Genomic DNA, 17,960 nt, shown 5'->3' with positions numbered 1-17,960 from the left:
GACTCTCTCAGTGCCGCGGGGTGTCCGGGTCCTCGAACGTCCTCTGCTCGGTGGGCCGAGGATCGTAGCTGCGGTCGTTGAGACGAGGATCGTTCTCAGCGGCACGCGGATCACCCTCGGGCGCCCGAGGAGCACGACCATCCGCAGCTGGACGGTTGCCGCCCATACGGTAATCGTCCTCGACCGGCTGGTTGGTGTCCGCGACGGGACGGCCATCGTCGACAGGTCGATCGCCGAGGCGCTCACCTGGTGCACGACCTGCACCGTTGTCTGCGAAGCGCGGATCCTGGCCGTCAGGCGCCTGACGCTGGTCAGCGACCCGGGGGTCGTCGGCAACTGGCGGCTGCTGGGCCTGAGGCTGCTGTCCCTGTGGTGCCTGACCCTGATCGGCAAAGCGATGATCGTTCGCGACCGGCGGCTGCTGGCCCTGCGGAGCCTGACGCTGGTCAGCGACGCGGGGGTCGTTGGCCACTGGCGGCTGCTGGCCTGCAGGTGCCTGGCCCTGGTCAGCGACACGAGGATCGCCTGCAACCGGCGGCTGCTGAGCCTGTGGTGCCTGAGGCTGGTCGGCGACACGAGGATCATGACTCGCGTGATGCTCATCGGCAACGGGACGACCGTCACCAACAGGACGACCGTCTGCAACAGGGCGACCGTCATCGACGGGACGCTGATCAGCAGCACGAGGGTCGTGGCCCGCATGACGCTCATCCGCAACCGGGCGACCATCAGCGACTGGACGGTCATCGGCTACGCGACGCTCATCGGCAACGGGTCGTCCGTCGTGATGACGGTCGTGTCCGTCACGGTCATGACCGGCCACTGCACCGGCACCCGCACCAGCGGCTGCTCCGGCACCGGCTCCACCGGGAGCGGCGTTCTTGTTGCCATGCGTGTCGACGTCGGGATCGAGCTCATCGGCACGCTTGAGCTGGCGTTCCTGCTCGAGACGCTTCTCCTGGGCAAGACGATCGCGTTCAGCGGCGTCAGCGTCCAGCTTCTCGGCTTCAGCCTGCTTGCGCTTAGCCTCTGCGGCCTGAACCTCAGCGTCGGCATCGGCCTTCTTGGCCTCAGCCTTGCGGTGATCGGCGTCCGCTTCCCGAGCATGGACTTCATGCTCGGACTCAGCTGTCTCCTGACGGATCCGGGCGGCCTCCTTGCGCTGGTGTTCGCGCTTCTTAGCTGCGGCCTTTCGGCTGACCGCGATGATGATGCCGACGACAATCAAAATAACGACGATCGCAACGACTATCCAGATAATGGTAGTTGTACTCATGCGCTCTCTCCTTGCTGCCTATTCGGTTCTCATTGATCATGTGGATCCGATCAACAGGATGATTTCATATTTGCACGGCAATTCACCCCTGACAAGCGCTTGAACAGTAACGACTTCGGCGTGTCGAGTGCCACAGAGCCCAAATGGACCCTTTTATTGCACCTTTGGGCCATCTAGTGTTAGCAGAATGCGAGACATCCGATCTGATGCGGCTGCGAAACCCGGCTCGAGCGCCACGGCGCCGATCTGCTGGATTCTCGCCGGCCTCGTCTATCTCCTCGCCGAGGCTCTTGCCGCATCTGCATTCCCTGACTATTCATATGCGATGAATTACATCAGCGATCTCGGCGTGCCCGATGTCGAAATGTTGGGTGATCGGGCCATTGATTCGCCGCTGCATATGGTCATGAACATCGCCTTCCTCGTCCACGGCGTCTTGTTCACGACTGCGGCCATATATATGGTGCGCGGATCGCGACTTCCCCTGCGTTTGCCGATCAGCGTCTTCGCCATTGCCCATGCCCTCGGTATGGTCCTCATTGCCGTGGTCAACGGAGGAGCGCACAACAACAGCCTCGGACTGGGAGGGATCCACCTCCTCGGCGCGTTCCTCGCCTTCATCGGTGGGCACCTGACAGCGATATGTTTCGGCCTTTCCCTGTTACTGCGCCGCAATCACCTCGTGCGCGGCGGAAGCCTGCTCGGTGTCTTCAGCGTTGTGATCGGCCTCGTCGGCGTCCTCGGTATCGTCATGTTCCAGGTCGACGTCCGAGTCATTCCCGGAACCATCCTGGCCGACGGCACCTGGGAACGCATCGGTATGTACGCGATCGTAGTGTGGGAGATGATCGTCGGCATCGTCATCCTGCGTGACCAGAAAATTCACCGGGCGCAGCCGAAGGTCCCCGCCCTAGACTGACCGTAGATCCCAACGGAACGAGTCCGTTCTCGAAAGGCGACCAGATGCCAACCGACAGTTCACAGACGACGACCATCCGAGAGCTCGCAAGTACGCATGGTCTCGAAATAGATCCTGAGACCATCAACGTCAATGAGCTGGGCCTCGACTTCCAAGTCGCCATCGCCGAGGCGGTCGACGGCCAGTCCTGGGTGCTGAGGATCCCCCGTCGCCCGGACGTCACCGACCGAGCCGCCGTCGAGGGCCGTTTCCTCCGTGCCATCGCACCCCACCTGAGTGTCGCGGTCCCCGATTGGCAGATCCATACGGAAGACCTCATCGCCTATCCGCTGTTGCCCGGTGCTCCCGGACTCACGATCGATGACCAGGGCCAGCCGCAGTGGCATTTCGACCTCGAGTCGGGCGAATACATCCAGTCCCTCGCAGATGTCCTCGCCGAGCTCCACACCGTCGATCCCGCGCTCGTGCGTTCCTCGGGCATTGATGAGTTCTCCCCCGCCGAGGTGAGACTGCGTAAACGCGATGACATCGCTCGCGTTGTGGCCGAGTTCGATGTGGCCCAGAGTCTGCGTGAGCGGTGGTCTGCGTGGCTCGACGATGACGCCTATTGGCCCACCTTCACCACGCTCACCCATGGCGAGGTGTATCCGGCACACCAGCTCATGGACGGCGCGAGAAACCTCAGCATCCTCGACTGGACCACTGCTGCCATCGGCGACCCGGCCAGGGACTTCATGTTCCACCATGCCAGCGTCTCGGCGCAGGCATTCGATGCGACGATCCAGCGTTATGTGGACAAGGGCGGTCAAGTGTGGCCGAAGTTCGCCGAACACTGCGGCGAACTGTTCTCTACCTCGCCGGTCGAGCTCGGGCTCTACGCACTGCAGACGGGCGATGCTGACCATATAGAGGCAGCGAAAACACAGCTGAATCCCACCGAATGAAGGAAGCGCAGGTTCGATATGAGTACCGAAGACGCCAACACCGCCAAGGTTGAAACACTGACCACAGATATCATTATCATCGGCGGAGGCCCTGTCGGTGAGAACGCGGCCCAGTACGCAACCGAAGACTCCGATCTTGAAGCGATCATCATTGAAGAGGAGCTGCTGGGCGGAGAGTGCTCCTACTATGCATGCATCCCCTCGAAGACGATGCTGCGTCCCATTGAACTTGCCCACGAGACCCAGCACCTGCAGGGTCTCACCGGTGCTCGTATCGAGGCTGATGCACTTCTGCAGCGACGCGATGAGTGGGTCTCTCATTACGAGGATAAGGGCCAGATCGACTGGGCTCAGGGTGCTGGCCTGCGGGTAGAACGCGGTCACGCACAACTGATCGGCGAACGGCGAGTCCTGATCAACGAACCGAATCCGGTGGTCGTGCATGCGCGACATGCGGTTGTCATTGCCACCGGTTCTCAGCCGACCGTTCCTTCGACGTTCGTCGATGTCGCACCCTGGCTCTCCCGTGACGCGACCGGCGTCAGGGAGGTGCCGGATTCGTTGATCATCGTCGGTGGCGGAGTCGTTGCAGTGGAAGCCGCGACGTGGATGGCAGCACTTGGCACTCGCGTGCGCATGCTCGTGCGTGGTCAGAGCCTTCTGTCCGGTCAGGAACCGTTCGCAGGAGAACACGTCACCAAGGCACTCGAGAGTGCAGGAGTCATCGTCGACCGGGAAACCAAGGTTGAGGCCTGCTACCGGCCTGGCGCCGAAGACACCGGGCTGGGCCAGATCCACGGTGGACAGGTTACAGTCCAGACCCTCGGCCCCGACGGAGAGTCCACCGTCACAGCGGATGAGATCCTCGTGGCAACGGGCCGAGAGCCTCGACTCAACGAGCTCGGACTTGAGAGCGTGGGACTTGCTGACGAGGACATCGCAGCGAGACGCTTACCCGAATGGCTGTATGCCCTCGGAGATGCCAGCAGTGAGGCACCGCTGACTCATTGGGGCAAATATCGTGCACGCGTCATCGGCGCACAGATCCGTGCTCGTGCCACAGGCGAAGAATCCGAATCCGTCCCCGAAAATGTTCCGGTCCCTCAAGTCGTCTACAGTGATCCGCAGGTTGCCTCGGTGGGAATGACAGAGGCAGAGGCCCGGAAGGATGGGCACGAGATTGAAGTCTCCCAGCTGCCGTTCACCAGCAGCGCGGGCACCTCGCTTCTGCGCGATGATGCCGAGGGAACGGCACAGATTGTCGTCGACGCTCGTACCGGCCTGCTCCTCGGAGCCACGTTCGTCGGCCCGGAGGCCGCCGAACTGATTCACCCAGCGACGGTGGCGATCGTCGGGCAGGTACCCGTTCATGTTCTGCGCCACGCGGTTCCGAGCTTCCCCTCAGCCTCTGAACTGTGGCTGCCGTTGCTGGAGGGACTGCCTCGGAGAATGCGGTTGACTCTCTGAGCATGATCGAGACCGGATACCACTACCCTTGGGGTCATGGACGATTTCGTCAAAGAACACGCCAGGTCTCCACGAGGATTCTTCGCCGCCGAGGCAGCCGGTCTGAATTGGCTGGCCGAACCTGACGTTGTTCCCGTGGTCGCAGTCATCGATCACGATAGGACCAGTCTGCGACTCGACCGCGTCGAAGAATCCAGTCCGGATGCGCATTCGGCCTTCGGATTCGGCCGACGGCTCGCCTTGCTGCACGACTCCGGTGCTCCGGCTTTCGGCTGGGCACCGGCAGAGCCTGCGTGGTTCGGCCCGCTCGACTCTCCATTCGAAGTTGAAGTCGCCTCGTGTGCTTCGTTCACCGAGTTCTGGGTGGAAACCAGGCTGGAACCGGTGGCGAATGACATCGCCAATCAGCTGTCGAAAGACGAACAAGCAACCATCACCTCGGCGATCGAAGCCATCTCGACCGGAATATTCGACGGAATCGTTGGCATCGGAACGGAGAAACCGGCGAGAGTCCACGGCGACCTCTGGGCAGGGAATCTCATGTGGACACCAGCTGGCTGCACCCTCATCGACCCTGCTGCCCACGGTGGGCACCGCCTTGAGGACCTCGCGATGCTGGCGCTGTTCGGCACACCATTCCTCGATGACATCTTCGCCGGCTATGAGGCGGTTCATCCACTGCCAGACGGCTGGCGAGATGACCTGCCTGTACACAACTTCTTCGCGTTGCTCGCGCATGTAAAGCTGTTCGGCACTGGGTTCTTGGGACAGACTCTTTCCGCCGCACGAGCGATCATCGACCGTGCGGTGACGCTGGGGCCCTGAATGCACACTGCTACTTTGCGGGCATGCGGCGTGAGTGTTGGCCGTTCACTGACGGCGGGTGATGGTGGCGACAGCATGATTTCTACTGTTGACGCCGAATCACCTACGTGCCTGCAATTGCTATCCTCAGCACCTCAATAGCATCATTCCAACGCAACAGTTTAAGACATCTTTGGCAGGAGGCATCTCTAGAGGAAGGAGCACAGCCCCTCCCTTTGCAGGTGAGATACCGGCACAAGAGAACAAACAACTGAGCTCAGACGTACGTTAGGCCAAACATTAGTCATTGATCCGGAACAGCCAATAGAAGATGGTTTTCAGTGCGCTCACTTCACCGCGACATAAACCTTGTCAGCGAACATGTCGGGGTTGACTGCCAGTACCCCGGCCTCGGCATCTTCTGAGGGAATCTGAATGGCAATCGACCCGGATGTCGTCGCACCGTTGTACATGTTCTCCATGTCGTCGAGCGCGTTCGGCGCTACCACCATGTCGTCGAGACCGTCGAAAGTATTTCCGCCCACGGACACGTATTCAAAGGTAGCCATCGGCATCTCACCATCGGGCGCGTCACCTGTATACGTCATCTCGACATCAACCATCATGTACTGGTTGCCAGAGTCCGGCTTCTCGTTGAACTCATTTTCTGCAAGGACTTCGTCAGTAGCGTCCAACGTGACGCTGGTGATCGTCATATCCCACGCGTCACTGCTGATCTTAGTTCCGATAGAGTACGGGTTCTCTCGGGTACCTTCTTCGGCTCCGGCTTCCTCTGCTTCCCCAGCTTCCGCTACAACTTCTTCGGCTGGCGCTTCCGCTGAGACATCATCACTGAACGCATCGTCGAACGAAGAAGCGACCACAAAGAGGAACACAAGAATCGCCACTATGGTTCCAACGACCGATAAGATCAACGCCGCAATGGAGAAGCCCTTTCCGCCTTTGAGGAAAAACGAAATGATTGCCAAAAGGAATGCGATTGGAAGAAGAATCCATCCCATAATCAGTGCGCCTGGAATACACGCGAAGATGAACCCTACGACGGCGATTATGAAAGCGACGATACCCATCACATTTTTCTTACGTTTCCGTGCTGGAGGCACGAAACTTCCACTCGGGTACTGTCCGTTGGCACCGTATGCATTGGCACCGTCGTATGGAGGCATACCACTGGCTTGCTGCATGGCGGGCTCCTGGTTCTGAGGAACCTGAGCCTGTCCCTGGATCGGGCTCTGTGGCGGACGGTTGTTGGGATCAAAGCTCTGGCTCATGCTACCTCGGTACTAGAAGATTCAACTTTCTTCCAGAATACCCACCAAAGAACGTGGTCATTCCAAAGGAGGCCAAACTACTCCAATGGTTACGCAACCGTTACTAACGATAGAGACTCATTGTACCTATCACGTCACGCATGTAGTGCTCGATGATCGTCAGAGAAAGTGGCGCCTGTCACACTATTGAGCAATGTTCAGACAAGTTTCCCCTGAAGAAGCCCGAAACCACCGGGCCTTCACGGACGCTCAACTCAGAATCAAGCACTCGAAAAGAAGCACTCTGCACGGTCCCCGGCCACACTTCCGGCAACAACGCGCCCGGCAGCTGTGGATCCGACCGCGTCAGCGTCAACCAGTCGAAGTGCAGCTCGACACGCCTGACCAGCGCCTCAACCGACGACAGTGAAGCGGGGACAACTGCCCGCCACTTCTCACCGAACGCCTCATAGTCGGCAGCCAATGCCTCCAAGTCGAACGCGCCGACAAGCTTCTCATCAGTCGTCGGCGGCTGCGGCATGCCATAGACGACGATCGGTGAGATCTCGGAATGCTCCGGGCCAAGAATCGCGACCACATCATGTTGCCCAGGAGCAACCCATGGCCCACCATCAACTTGAGCGAAACCCGCCCACGACAGCCGTGACGCCATTTGGTGGCGCAGAGTCCGCTTCGACTCAGGCACCTGGATGCGCACGAAGGTCCACCGTCCGTCCCAATCCTGGGGCTGCCAACCGGCGAACATCTTCTCCTGGCCCTCACGAAGAATTGCTCGGCCACGATCGGACAGAGTGTAGAAGGTCTTGCGGCCTTCTTTGTGCCGCACGATGAACTTCTTCGCCGTCATCCGCTGCAGGACCGACCTCGACGCCGACTCCCCCACACCCAGCCTGCCCATCACGAAGACGATCGAGGCTCCACTCAGCGGCCTGGGGTCGTCGAGCATGTGCAGGCCAGCGAGCGCGAAGAAGAGCGACTGAGGGTGAACCATCATGGAACTACTTTACGGTCTCCTCCGCGCTCAACCTCGTTAATGCATCGCAATTCATTGACGTAACAGCATTGTGATGCATAGTATCGATGTGAGCCCGGTCAGTGAGGATCGGGCTTCCTCCCCCACGGCACCTGACAACCATTCAAGCCACTTAATCAGCGAGGATCACATGGCTTCCGCGAACTCCACGCCAACGAAATCGACACCGATGCTCAAGCGAGCAGCCGCCTCGGCGTACCTGGGCAGCGTCATCGAGTACTACGACTTCTTCGTCTACTCCGTCTGCGCCGCCCTTGTCTTCAAGGACGTCTTCTTCTCCAACCTCACCCCAGCTGTCGGCACATTGGCCAGCTTGGCCACATTCGCCACCGGCTATCTGGCTCGCCCCCTGGGCGGCATCATCTTCGGCCACTTCGGCGACAAGCTGGGCCGCAAACGCATGCTCGTCGTCAGCATGTTCACCATCGGAATCGCCTCCACCGCGATCGGCCTGCTGCCCACCTATGACCAGGCTGGGCTCATCGCACCGGTCCTCCTCATCCTCATCCGCGTCATCCAGGGTGTCGCCATCGGCGGCGAATGGGGCGGCGCCATGCTCATGTCCGCCGAGCACGCCACCAAGAACCGCGGCTTCTGGGCCAGCTTCACCAGCGCCGGCGCGCCCACCGGTCAGCTCGTCTCCGCGCTCGTCATCGCTGGCACCCTGGCAGCCATGGGCCCGGATGCCTTCATCGCCTGGGGTTGGCGCCTGCCGTTCCTCGCCTCGGTCCTCCTGCTGGTCATCGGCGTCATCGTCCGCTCCGCCGTCGACGAGTCCCCCGAGTTCCTCGCAGCGAAGAAGCGCACACCCAAGCGTGGCCTCCCGATCCTTGCGACCTTGCGCAAACAACCGCTCACTCTGGTGCTCGCGGTCGGTGTGGGCCTGTCCGCGTTCATGTTCCAGGGTCTGCTCACCACGTATTCCATCGCCTATGGAGTCCAGATCGGCATCGAACGACAGACAATCCTCAACGCTTTGTCTTTCTCCTCCTTCTTCGCAATCTTCGGCATCATCGGCTGGTCCCGCCTTTCCGACACGGTCGGGCGCAGGCCCCTCGTCATCGCCGGTGCCGTGCTCATCGCTGTCTGGGGCTTCGCCCTCTTCCCGATGCTGGAGACGAAGAACGGTCTCATCATCACCATCGGCATGATCGTCGGCCAAGGCATCATCCACCCGATGATCTACGGCCCACTGGCGGGCCTCTACTCGGAGCTCTTCGACACCGAGCACCGCTACACAGGTGCCTCCTTGGGCTATCAGATCGCCGGCATCGGCGCGGGCATCTCCCCCGTGCTCTTCGCCGCAATCATGAGCTCGACCGGTTCACCATCAACCATCCCGCTGTCCATCGTTCTCCTGGCGGTGGCCGCCATCAGCATCCTCTGCATCTGGCGCCTGGGAGAAACGAAGTCACGGATCCTGTCCGAACAGAACTTCGCCGAGACTCCTTCTGTCCCCAGCGCTTCGACCTCGGGCACAACCACTCCCACCAGTACCGCACCGGCAACCGACACCCCACCAGCAGCCATGGAAGGACCGACTCCTTGACCTTCACCCACCCCAGCCTGGCTCGGCTGTCCGAACGCCAGGCCATCGACTACGGCGAGAAGACCGCGGTCACCTTCGCCGGCATCGACTACTCCTACGTCCAGATGCACGAACGCACGCTGACCCGGGCTGCAGACCTCCACTCACGCGGCATCCGCAGAGGCGACCGGGTCGCCTACCTCGGGCCCAACCACCCAGCGCTCATCGAAGTCCTGCTCGCCTGCCTGCGCCTGGGTGCCATCTTCATCCCGCTCAACTGGCGCCTGGCCCCGGCCGAGCTCGACTTTCAGCTGTCCAACGCCGAGGTCTCCCTGCTCATCGTCGCCCCTGAGCATTCTGAAACAGCCGCGGGACTCAGTGTCGACGTCGCCCAGGACACAGTGAACTGGGACCAGGCGCCCACCTCGGCGACGGTGCCTGCCGTCCCTGCAGCCGAGGTCAGCGGCGACGAGCCAGCGTTCCTCCTCTTCACCTCCGGGACCACGGGACGGCCGAAGGGCGCGGTGCTCACGCATGCGAACCTGCTGTGGAACTCCTTCAACCTCCTGCTCAACTCCGATCTCACCGCCGACGACGTCACGCTGGTCACCGCTCCCCTCTTCCACGTCATCGGCCTCAACCAGCAGGTGATGACCAGCTACCTGCGCGGCGGGCGCATGCTCATCGAGTCCAAGTGGAATGTGGACCGCGCCTTCGATGCGATCGAGCACGAGGGGCTGACCTGGATGGCCGGTGTGACGACCATGTTCGCCGATATGCTCCAGTCGCCGAGGTGGGAGACCGCTGACCTGTCATCCCTGAGGTTCATCAACTCTGGTGGCGCCCCGATCCCCGTCTCCCTGATCCAGGCCTACCAGGCGAAGGACATCATGTTCTGCCAGGGGTACGGGCTCACCGAAACCTCCCCCGGATGCACCTTCCTGCCCGCCGCATTCGCCCTGGACAAGGCTGGCTCGGCAGGACGGGCCGTGCCCTTCACCGAGGTCGAGGTCCGCGATGCTTCCGGCAACGCCTGCTCGGCGGGAGTCAACGGTGAGATCGTCGCCCGCGGACCCAATGTCACCGGCGGCTACTGGAACAACCAGGCCGCCACGGATGCGGCCTTCTCCCCCGGCGGCTGGTTCCACACCGGTGACATCGGGTACCTCGATGAGGACGGTTTCCTCTTCATCGTCGACCGGCTCAAGGACATGTTCATCTCCGGAGGAGAGAATGTCTACCCCGCCGAGGTGGAATCCAACCTCTTCGACCACCCTTCCGTCGCCGAGGCTGCCGTCGTCGCTGCAGCCGATGACCGCTGGGGCGAGGTGGGACACGCGTTCATCGTCGTGTCTGCCGAGTCTCAGGCGAAGCAGCCGAGCGCCTCCGAGCTGCGCGAGTTCCTCCTGGCCCGCTTGGCCAAGTACAAGGTGCCGAAGTACTTCGACTTCGTCGATTCCCTGCCACGCACCGGCTCCGGCAAGGTGCACAAGGTCTCCCTGCGCGCAACCGGCGGACTCGGCGCCCACGCAACCACCAGCCTCTCAGACCCCAGCACTGCCAACTCAGCACCAGCACCGAAGGACAACGCATGACCGATCTCCCCACCTCCCACCTCACCGACGTCTCGGCACAGCCGACCACGGTCGACATCTCCGACACGCTGCACTTCACGGCCGAGGGCAACATCGGAATCCTCACCCTTGACCGCCCCGCCAAGCGCAACGCACTCGATGACGCGACGGTGGCCAGCCTCGGCGAGTTCTTCCGCACCCCGCCCGAGGTCTCCGCGATCATCCTCAACTCCATCGGCGATCACTTCTGCGCCGGCCTCGACCTCTCAGAAATGGCCGAACGCGACGCGGTGGCCGGCCTCCACCACTCGCGCGGCTGGCACACGACGATGAACCGGATCACCGAATCCCAGATCCCCGTCGTCGCCGTCCTCCAGGGCGGAGTCATCGGCGGCGGACTCGAACTCGCCACCGCCGCACACCTGCGTGTGGCCGAAGAGACCGCGTACTTCGCTCTGCCCGAAGGCAAGCGCGGACTCTTCGTCGGTGGCGGCGCCTCTGTCCGCGTCCCCCGCCTCATCGGACTGAGCCGCGTCCAGGACATGATGCTCACCGGTCGCCGATTCAACGCGGTCGAGGCGGAGGCCATCGGACTCGTCAACTACCGCGTCGGCGCCGGTGAAGGACTGGCCAAGGCACGCGAACTTGCCGCTTCGATCGCTTCGAACTCCCCGGTGACGAACTACGCCATCACCCAGGCGCTGCCGCGCATCGTCGAATCCGGCCGCGACGAGGGCTACATGATGGAGTCCCTCATGGCCACCGTCGCCCAATCGAGCACCGAGGCCAAGGACCTCATGCGCGCCTTCCTCGACGGCTCCGGCCCCAAAGTCACGAAGTGAGAGGACCTGATATGTCGACAATCATCCGCGAGGTTCCCACTGATGCCCTCGAGACCAGCCGCATCGGCGACTTCCTCGGCTGGGTCAACCAGAAGTTCGGCTCTGCGTTCACCGGCTGGAACGAGCTTTATCAGTGGTCGGTCACCGACATCGAGGACTTCTGGGAAACCGTCTGGGAGTACTTCGGCGTCCAGTCCCACACACCGTACACCTCGGTGCTCGCGAAACGGGTCATGCCGCACGCTCAGTGGTTCACTGGAGCGACGCTCAACTACGCCGAGCACTCCTTCGGCACTCCCGACCAGGCCGACGACGTGGCCGTGACCGCGGTGTCTCAGACCCGCGATGACTCCACACTGACGTTCGCGCAGCTGCGCGCCGAAGTGGCACGAGTCCGCGTCGGCCTCGTGGACTTGGGGGTGAGGAATGGTGACCGGGTGGTCGGGTATCTGCCCAACCAGCCCGAGACCCTCGTCGCCTTCCTCGCCTCGGCCAGTCTCGGCGCGATCTGGGCCAGCTGCGCCCCCGAATTCGGCACGCAGTCAGTCATCGACCGCTTCAGCCAGGTCGAACCCACCGTGCTCTTCGCCATCCCCGGATACATGTACGGCAACAAGACTGTCGACCGCAGCGCCGAACTCACTGAGGTCCTCGCAGCGCTCCCCTCGCTGGCCCACCTCGTCTCCGTCGACTACGGGAACTTCACCCTCGATGACGACACACGCGAACGGTTCACGTCCGGTTCTGGACTCGAGCACGCGATCAACGTCGTTGACTATGCGGGGCTCCGGCCAACCTCGGCGAGCACGGACGATGGAGCCGCCTCAGCGGAATTGGAATTCGAACCGGTCCCCTTCGACCATCCGCTGTTCATCCTCTTCTCTTCGGGCACGACGGGCAAGCCGAAGGCCATCGTCCACAGCCATGGCGGCATTCTGCTCGAGACACTGAAGAACCACGGGCTGCACTTCGATCTGGGCCCAGGCAGCCAGTTCTGCTGGTTCTCCACGACGGCGTGGATGATGTGGAATGCCCTCGTCGGCGGGTTGGTCGTGGGATCCGCAATCGTCATGATCGACGGCAATCCGAACTATCCGGATCCGAAGGAACTCTGGCGCATCGCCGCGAACACGAAGGCGACGCTGATGGGTGTGGCGCCCGGGGCGATCATGTCCGCACGCAAGGCCGGGTTCAACCCCACTGAGGAATTCGACCTGTCCACGGTCTCACAGTTCGGAGCCGCCGGCGCACCACTGCCGGCCGAGGGCTACGAATGGGTCATGGACCAGTTCGGCCAGGACGTGCTGCTCAACGTGGGCTGCGGCGGCACCGACGTGTGCACCGGCATCCTCCAGGCCTCCCCGCTGACCCCGGTCTACTCCGGTGAGATGTCGGGAGTCTCCCTCGGGTTCGCGGCCACAGCCTTCGACGCTTCCGGCAACGAGGTCCGTGATGAACTGGGTGAACTCGTCATCACCCAGCCGACACCCTCCATGCCTGTGACCTTCTGGGGTGAGAACGGTGACGCCCGCTATGAGGCCGCGTACTTCGACAACTACCCCGGCGTCTGGCGCCACGGCGACTGGGCGAAGTTCACCACCGGTGGCGGGGTCGTCGTCACCGGCCGTTCCGACGCCACCCTCAACCGGGGCGGGGTGCGGCTGGGTACCGCTGACTTCTATTCGGTCCTTGACACCCTCGTCGAGGTGGCCGATGCCCTGGTCATCCACCTCGAGGACCCCGATGGTGGGATGGGCGAACTCGTGCTCTTCGTCCAATGTGAGCCCGGTGTGTCGTTCACTTCTGAGCTCTCGGGCCGGATTTCGCGTGAGCTGAAGACGCGCCTGTCACCACGTCATACCCCCGATGAAGTGGTCCCGGTGGCCCGGATCCCGCTGGGTCGGACAGGCAAGAAGCTCGAGGTACCGGTCAAGCGCATCGTCCAAGGTGCCACCGCCGATTCGGTGGCGAGCGCCGGTGCTTTGCAGGATCCGAAGTCACTCGATGAGTATGTGGAATACGCGCAATCGCGGAAGGCGAAGGTGGATGCATGAGCACTGACTCTTCTACGGCGGCGCCGGGCACGGACAGCGGCACGACTCTCAAGGTGGCGATCATCGGCACCGGTGTCATCGGGGCCGCCTGGGCGACCGGGTTTCTGAGTGCGGGACACAGCGTCACGGCGTTCGACCCGGCCGAAGGAGCGGAGGAACGGCTGCGTGAGCAGGTGACCAACTGTGTTGAGGATGCCGGTTCGGGCAGTGCCGCCTCACTGCTGGAGCACCTCACCTTCGCACCCAGCCTCGCCGAGGCGGTCGCCGATGCTGACTTCGTACAGGAGAACGGGCCCGAACGCCTCGAGGTCAAGCAGTCCATGCTCGCCGAAATCGACGCAGCAGCACCTGAGGTTGCGGTCATCGCCTCGTCGACTTCCGGGTTCTCGCCCAGCCAGCTCAGCGCACAAGCGACAAAGGCGCCAGGGCGCATCGTCGTCGGCCACCCGTTCAATCCCGCGCACCTGGTCCCTCTAGTTGAGGTCGTCCCCTCATCGGCCACATCGGCGGAGGTCATCGAGCGTGCGATGGAGACTTATCGGGCGGTCGGGAAGAAGCCGATCCTTGTCCGCGCCGAGCTCCCCGGACATGTGGCCAACCGCCTCCAGGCCGCCATGTGGCAGGAGGCGTACTCGCTCGTCGATCGGGGAGTCGTGTCCGTATCCGATATCGACACCGCGATCTCCTACGGGCCAGGCCTGCGCTGGGCGATCCTCGGACCACTGGCACAGCAGTCCCTATCCGGTGGCGCTGGCGGCATGCGGCACGTGCTCGACCATCTGGGGCCACCTCAGGAAGTGTGGATGCACGACCTCAAAAAGGTCCACCTCGGCGAAGATCTCAAGGAGAAACTCATCGCCGGCGTTGATGAGGAACTTCAGGATCGTGACCCGGCGGTGCTCGCGAAGCAACGCGACGACATGCTCCTCGAGCTCATCGCCCTCAAACGCAAGTACGGCGAGTTGCCGTAGATCCCGCCACCCACACAAACACGATGCCGACCACCCCGCTTCCGGAAGGACACTCATGATCTACCAGCCCAATATCGATCTCTCGACGATCACCGCAATCGACGTGCACACCCATGTCGAAGCCGACGACCACCAGCACACGTCACTCGATCGGGAGCTCCTCGACGCCTCGGCGGGGTATTTCAAGGCACCGGTCCCCCGCACGCCCACGGTCGATGACCTCGCAGCGTACTACCGGGAGCGGAGCATGGCGGCCGTGATCTTCACTGTCGATGCCAAGACGGCACTCGGCGGGCACCCTGCGGTGTCGTCGGAGATGATCGCAGAGAAGGCTGCTGAACACAACGACGTGCTCATCCCCTTCGGCTCGGTCGACCCTCTCAACACCGCCGAGGCGATTGCCCGGGTCCACGATCTCGCGACGAACTACGGGGTCAGGGGCATGAAGTTCCACCCCAGCCTGCAGGGATTCGATCCCAGCGACCGCACGTACTACCCGATCTACGAAGCTTGCGCCGAGCACGGTCTGGTTACGCTCTTCCACACCGGGCAGACCGGAATCGGTGCCGGCCTCCCCGGCGGACGCGGCATCAAGCTGCGGTACTCGGACCCGATGCTCCTCGATGACGTGGCCGCTGACTTCCCCACGCTGACGATGATCTTCGCCCACCCATCCGTGCCGTGGGCCGACGCCTCAATCTCGATCGCCACGCACAAGTCCAATGTGTTCATCGACCTCTCCGGTTGGTCACCGAAGTACTTCCCACCGCAGCTGACCCGCGCGATCGGGTCGATGCTCAAAACGAAGACACTCTTCGGCTCCGACTTCCCGCTCATCACCCCAGAGCGTTGGATCAACGACTTCGAAACCCTGGGCATCAAGGAAGAAGCCGTGCCGCTGATCATGAAAGACAACGCAGTGCGGGTGTTGGGGTTGTGAGGAGCGCGTAGACTGGGCGCCACCTCACACTCGAATGCGAAAGGTGATCTACATGTCCACCGAAGACGGAATTCGCAAAGCTACCGAGAACCTTGACCAAGCTGCTGATGCGGCACCGTCACAGAAACGCGTCGACCAAATCGAATTCGACACGAAGGACTTTGAAGCAGAGGAACGTCGACAGAACTTCGAGGGAGATGCGTTGAACTCGAAGGCCGCGAACAGGGAACATGACGAGCCCGACGAATCCAATGGCTGAGCAGTCCCCTCAGGCTCTCTGACCTCAGAACTGGATCCCGCGCGTCAACGCTCCATCGATCAAGAGATTCGCCCCAGTGGTCCGACTCGACAGCGGACTCGACAGGAACACGACGCTCGCCGCAGTCTCCTCAGGAGTGCCCATGCGTCCGGTGGGATTCAGACTCATCGCCTGCGCGAACAGTTCGGGGTCGGAAGATTCGATTCCCGGCCACACCCCGTCGTGGTGATAGGTGTTGCCCGGCGACACCGTGTTCACCCTGATGCCCTTGTCAGCCAGGCTGAGCGCCAGTCCGGCCATATAGCCGATGATCGCGGTCTTCATCGTTCCATAGGGCCCGGAGGCGAAGTCAGCTTCTCGACCAGAGACGCTCGAGATGGATATCAGCGATGCCACATCGCTCTTCTCCAAATATGGAATCACGAGCTTGGACAGGTTGACCGTGCCCATCATGTCGACGTTGAACGACTCATACCAGTTCTCTTCGGTATCAGGTATCGCCAGAGCGCTGACACTGTTGACGACCATGTCGATTCCGCCGAACTCTGCGGCCGTGACTTCGACCCATTCGGACAGAGACGTGGCGTCTTGGACATCAAGGACCGTGCCGATGGCTCTGCCCTTCGAAGCCAAGGATTCTTCCGCCTCGGCGACCTCTGAGGCGTTGCGTGCACAGAAGGCCACGTTGGCACCCTCGGCGATAAATGCCTCGACGATGGCACGCCCGATACCCCGTGTACCCCCGGTGACCATTGCTGACTTTCCGCTGATCTTCAAGTCCATGACGGAACTCTTTCTCCTCGATGCTCTCTGGAACTAGGACAAGGAACGTGCACGATCACGCAGGTCCGCGTGGATCCCGTCGAAGGCACTGCGCGTGGGCAGGAGGGACTTCGCAATCTTCGTCACGACGCTGTAGTTGGTGTCGACCACATTGGCGACGGGGACTAAGGAGATCTGGGTGAGCAGCTGATAGGCGTCCATGGTCTCCAGTCCGTAGAGCTCGCCGAGCCAGCGGATCATTTCGACTTGGGAGATCCTCCACGAGTCCTCCATCGGCCTGGAGGACCCGACCACCATCCAATGGCCGTCGTTCTCCAACCGCGGCCACGCCGGAGCGCTGCCTTTGATGAGGTCGACGATGATCGTCGAGTTCATCGCACCCTCGACCGCCGTGCCGCACGCTTCCCCCTCACCCTGACGATAGTGACCGTCGCCGATGGAGAACATGGCGCCGTCGACGTTGACTCCGAAATAGGCTGTCGTACCGACCTTCATCTCCGGTGTGTCCATGTTTCCGCCGTAGCGTTCGGGAGTCAGTGAGGAATGCACCTCACTGCCGGCCGGCGCCACGCCGACGGTGCCGAGCATGGGTTCGAGAGGCAGCGCCAGTTCGAAGTCGCCCTTGCGCGTCTGGAATCCCACCGTCTGTGCGGCGGAATCGATCTCGTAGATCCAGACTCCTTCCGGCAAAGGATCGTGCAGGAGGCTGGTTCTGTCCGTCGCCGTCAGTCCGCCGAAGAACGGGATCATCGCCGAGGCTCCCCAACTGCGTGCAGGGGTGAGTTCGACGATGTGGATGGCCAGGGTGTCCCCCGGTTCGGCTCCTTCGACGTAGAAGGGTCCCGTCTGCGGGTTGAGATACCGTGGGTCGAGCCTTTCGCTCGGAACGTCAGCGACAGAGGTGATCGCATTGTTGAATGCGTCCTCGGACCACAGGCGCAGGGCTGTGCCTGGTGTGATCGTGGCTGCCGGTTGGGATCCGCCAAAGGTGTAGACGAACTGATTGCGCTCTGGAACAAAGTCAACGACGTCCATACTTGATGCTACGTGAGCTATGTCATAACACCAATAGTATTCAGCGCCAAGATGCGCCGGTGGTTCAACTCCCATTATTCAGCTGTTTCCACGTAGGCACCTCGAACCGACTAAACTCGCCCTTGATGGTTGTCGATTCACGCATGACGCCTGATGGTCAGACCGGCCTTCCCACCGATCATGACCGAGTACAGGCGAAGAGTAAGGGATGGCTTACTCGGGCAACCTCAATTTGGGTA

General features: G+C 62.0%; 16 protein-coding genes. 12 read left to right on the top strand and 4 right to left on the bottom strand.

The window, feature by feature from the left end; genetic code table 11:
* Positions 1-10: 10 nt before the first annotated feature.
* The 5 genes from JFC13_RS00920 (at position 11) to JFC13_RS00900 (ending at position 5,431) form a co-directional block, all read left to right on the top strand.
* Positions 11-1,312 (top strand): hypothetical protein, encoded by a 1,302-nt coding sequence (locus tag JFC13_RS00920; RefSeq protein ID WP_198395239.1) that lies wholly within the window; start codon positions 11-13, stop codon positions 1,310-1,312.
* A 151-nt stretch (positions 1,313-1,463) separates the two neighbouring features.
* Entirely contained in the window at positions 1,464-2,195 is a 732-nt protein-coding gene (locus JFC13_RS00915) for a DUF998 domain-containing protein (protein ID WP_198395238.1), read from the top strand.
* A gap of 44 nt (positions 2,196-2,239) precedes the next feature.
* A complete protein-coding gene (locus JFC13_RS00910) occupies positions 2,240-3,139 on the top strand; it encodes a macrolide 2'-phosphotransferase (protein ID WP_198395237.1) in 900 nt (299 codons plus the stop codon).
* A gap of 18 nt (positions 3,140-3,157) precedes the next feature.
* The gene (locus tag JFC13_RS00905; protein ID WP_198395236.1) at positions 3,158-4,606 is read left to right on the top strand and encodes a dihydrolipoyl dehydrogenase family protein; all 1,449 of its coding nucleotides are present in this window, start codon (positions 3,158-3,160) and stop codon (positions 4,604-4,606) included.
* Positions 4,607-4,642: 36 nt separating this feature from the next.
* Entirely contained in the window at positions 4,643-5,431 is a 789-nt protein-coding gene (locus JFC13_RS00900; protein WP_198395235.1) for a fructosamine kinase family protein, read from the top strand.
* 326 nt (positions 5,432-5,757) lie between these two features.
* Here JFC13_RS00900 and JFC13_RS00895 read toward each other — a convergent pair whose 3' ends face one another.
* Both JFC13_RS00895 and JFC13_RS00890 read right to left on the bottom strand, forming a co-directional pair.
* Entirely contained in the window at positions 5,758-6,702 is a 945-nt protein-coding gene (locus JFC13_RS00895) for a DUF4190 domain-containing protein (RefSeq protein ID WP_232488024.1), read from the bottom strand.
* Between the two features lie 178 nt (positions 6,703-6,880).
* Positions 6,881-7,696, bottom strand: a complete 816-nt coding sequence (locus JFC13_RS00890; protein ID WP_198395234.1) for a PaaX family transcriptional regulator — start codon at positions 7,694-7,696, stop codon at positions 6,881-6,883.
* A 169-nt stretch (positions 7,697-7,865) separates the two neighbouring features.
* Here JFC13_RS00890 and JFC13_RS00885 point away from each other — a divergent pair, with 169 nt between their 5' ends.
* From JFC13_RS00885 to JFC13_RS00855, 7 genes are read left to right on the top strand one after another with little or no spacing between them, the layout of a single operon-like run.
* A complete protein-coding gene (locus tag JFC13_RS00885; RefSeq protein WP_198395233.1) occupies positions 7,866-9,284 on the top strand; it encodes an MFS transporter in 1,419 nt (472 codons plus the stop codon).
* Positions 9,281-10,858 carry an acyl-CoA synthetase gene (locus JFC13_RS00880; RefSeq protein ID WP_198395232.1) on the top strand — a complete coding sequence of 526 codons (1,578 nt, stop codon included), beginning with the start codon at positions 9,281-9,283 and terminating at the stop codon, positions 10,856-10,858. The genes JFC13_RS00885 and JFC13_RS00880 overlap by 4 nt, the downstream gene beginning before the upstream one ends.
* Positions 10,855-11,679 (top strand): crotonase/enoyl-CoA hydratase family protein, encoded by an 825-nt coding sequence (locus JFC13_RS00875; protein ID WP_198395231.1) that lies wholly within the window; start codon positions 10,855-10,857, stop codon positions 11,677-11,679. The genes JFC13_RS00880 and JFC13_RS00875 overlap by 4 nt, the downstream gene beginning before the upstream one ends.
* An 11-nt stretch (positions 11,680-11,690) precedes the next feature.
* Positions 11,691-13,733, top strand: coding sequence for an acetoacetate--CoA ligase (locus JFC13_RS00870; RefSeq protein WP_198395230.1), 2,043 nt, complete (start codon positions 11,691-11,693; stop codon positions 13,731-13,733).
* On the top strand, positions 13,730-14,704 hold the full coding sequence (locus JFC13_RS00865; protein ID WP_198395229.1) for a 3-hydroxyacyl-CoA dehydrogenase NAD-binding domain-containing protein: 975 nt from the start codon (positions 13,730-13,732) through the stop codon (positions 14,702-14,704). The genes JFC13_RS00870 and JFC13_RS00865 overlap by 4 nt, the downstream gene beginning before the upstream one ends.
* A gap of 55 nt (positions 14,705-14,759) precedes the next feature.
* The gene (locus tag JFC13_RS00860) at positions 14,760-15,644 is read left to right on the top strand and encodes an amidohydrolase family protein (RefSeq protein WP_198395228.1); all 885 of its coding nucleotides are present in this window, start codon (positions 14,760-14,762) and stop codon (positions 15,642-15,644) included.
* A 52-nt stretch (positions 15,645-15,696) separates the two neighbouring features.
* On the top strand, positions 15,697-15,903 hold the full coding sequence (locus tag JFC13_RS00855) for a hypothetical protein (RefSeq protein WP_198395227.1): 207 nt from the start codon (positions 15,697-15,699) through the stop codon (positions 15,901-15,903).
* Between the two features lie 24 nt (positions 15,904-15,927).
* On the opposite strand, the gene JFC13_RS00850 is transcribed toward JFC13_RS00855, so the two are convergent.
* Both JFC13_RS00850 and JFC13_RS00845 read right to left on the bottom strand, forming a co-directional pair.
* A complete protein-coding gene (locus tag JFC13_RS00850) occupies positions 15,928-16,686 on the bottom strand; it encodes an SDR family NAD(P)-dependent oxidoreductase (RefSeq protein ID WP_198395226.1) in 759 nt (252 codons plus the stop codon).
* Between the two features lie 33 nt (positions 16,687-16,719).
* A complete protein-coding gene (locus JFC13_RS00845; RefSeq protein ID WP_198395225.1) occupies positions 16,720-17,721 on the bottom strand; it encodes an acetamidase/formamidase family protein in 1,002 nt (333 codons plus the stop codon).
* Between the last annotated feature and the right edge of the window lie 239 nt (positions 17,722-17,960).

The organism is Brevibacterium antiquum (assembly GCF_016107655.1).
Taxonomy (GTDB): Bacteria; Actinomycetota; Actinomycetes; order Actinomycetales; family Brevibacteriaceae; genus Brevibacterium; species Brevibacterium antiquum.
Note: the sequence above shows the minus strand (reverse complement) of the source record. Positions and strands in the feature narration are given on the sequence as shown.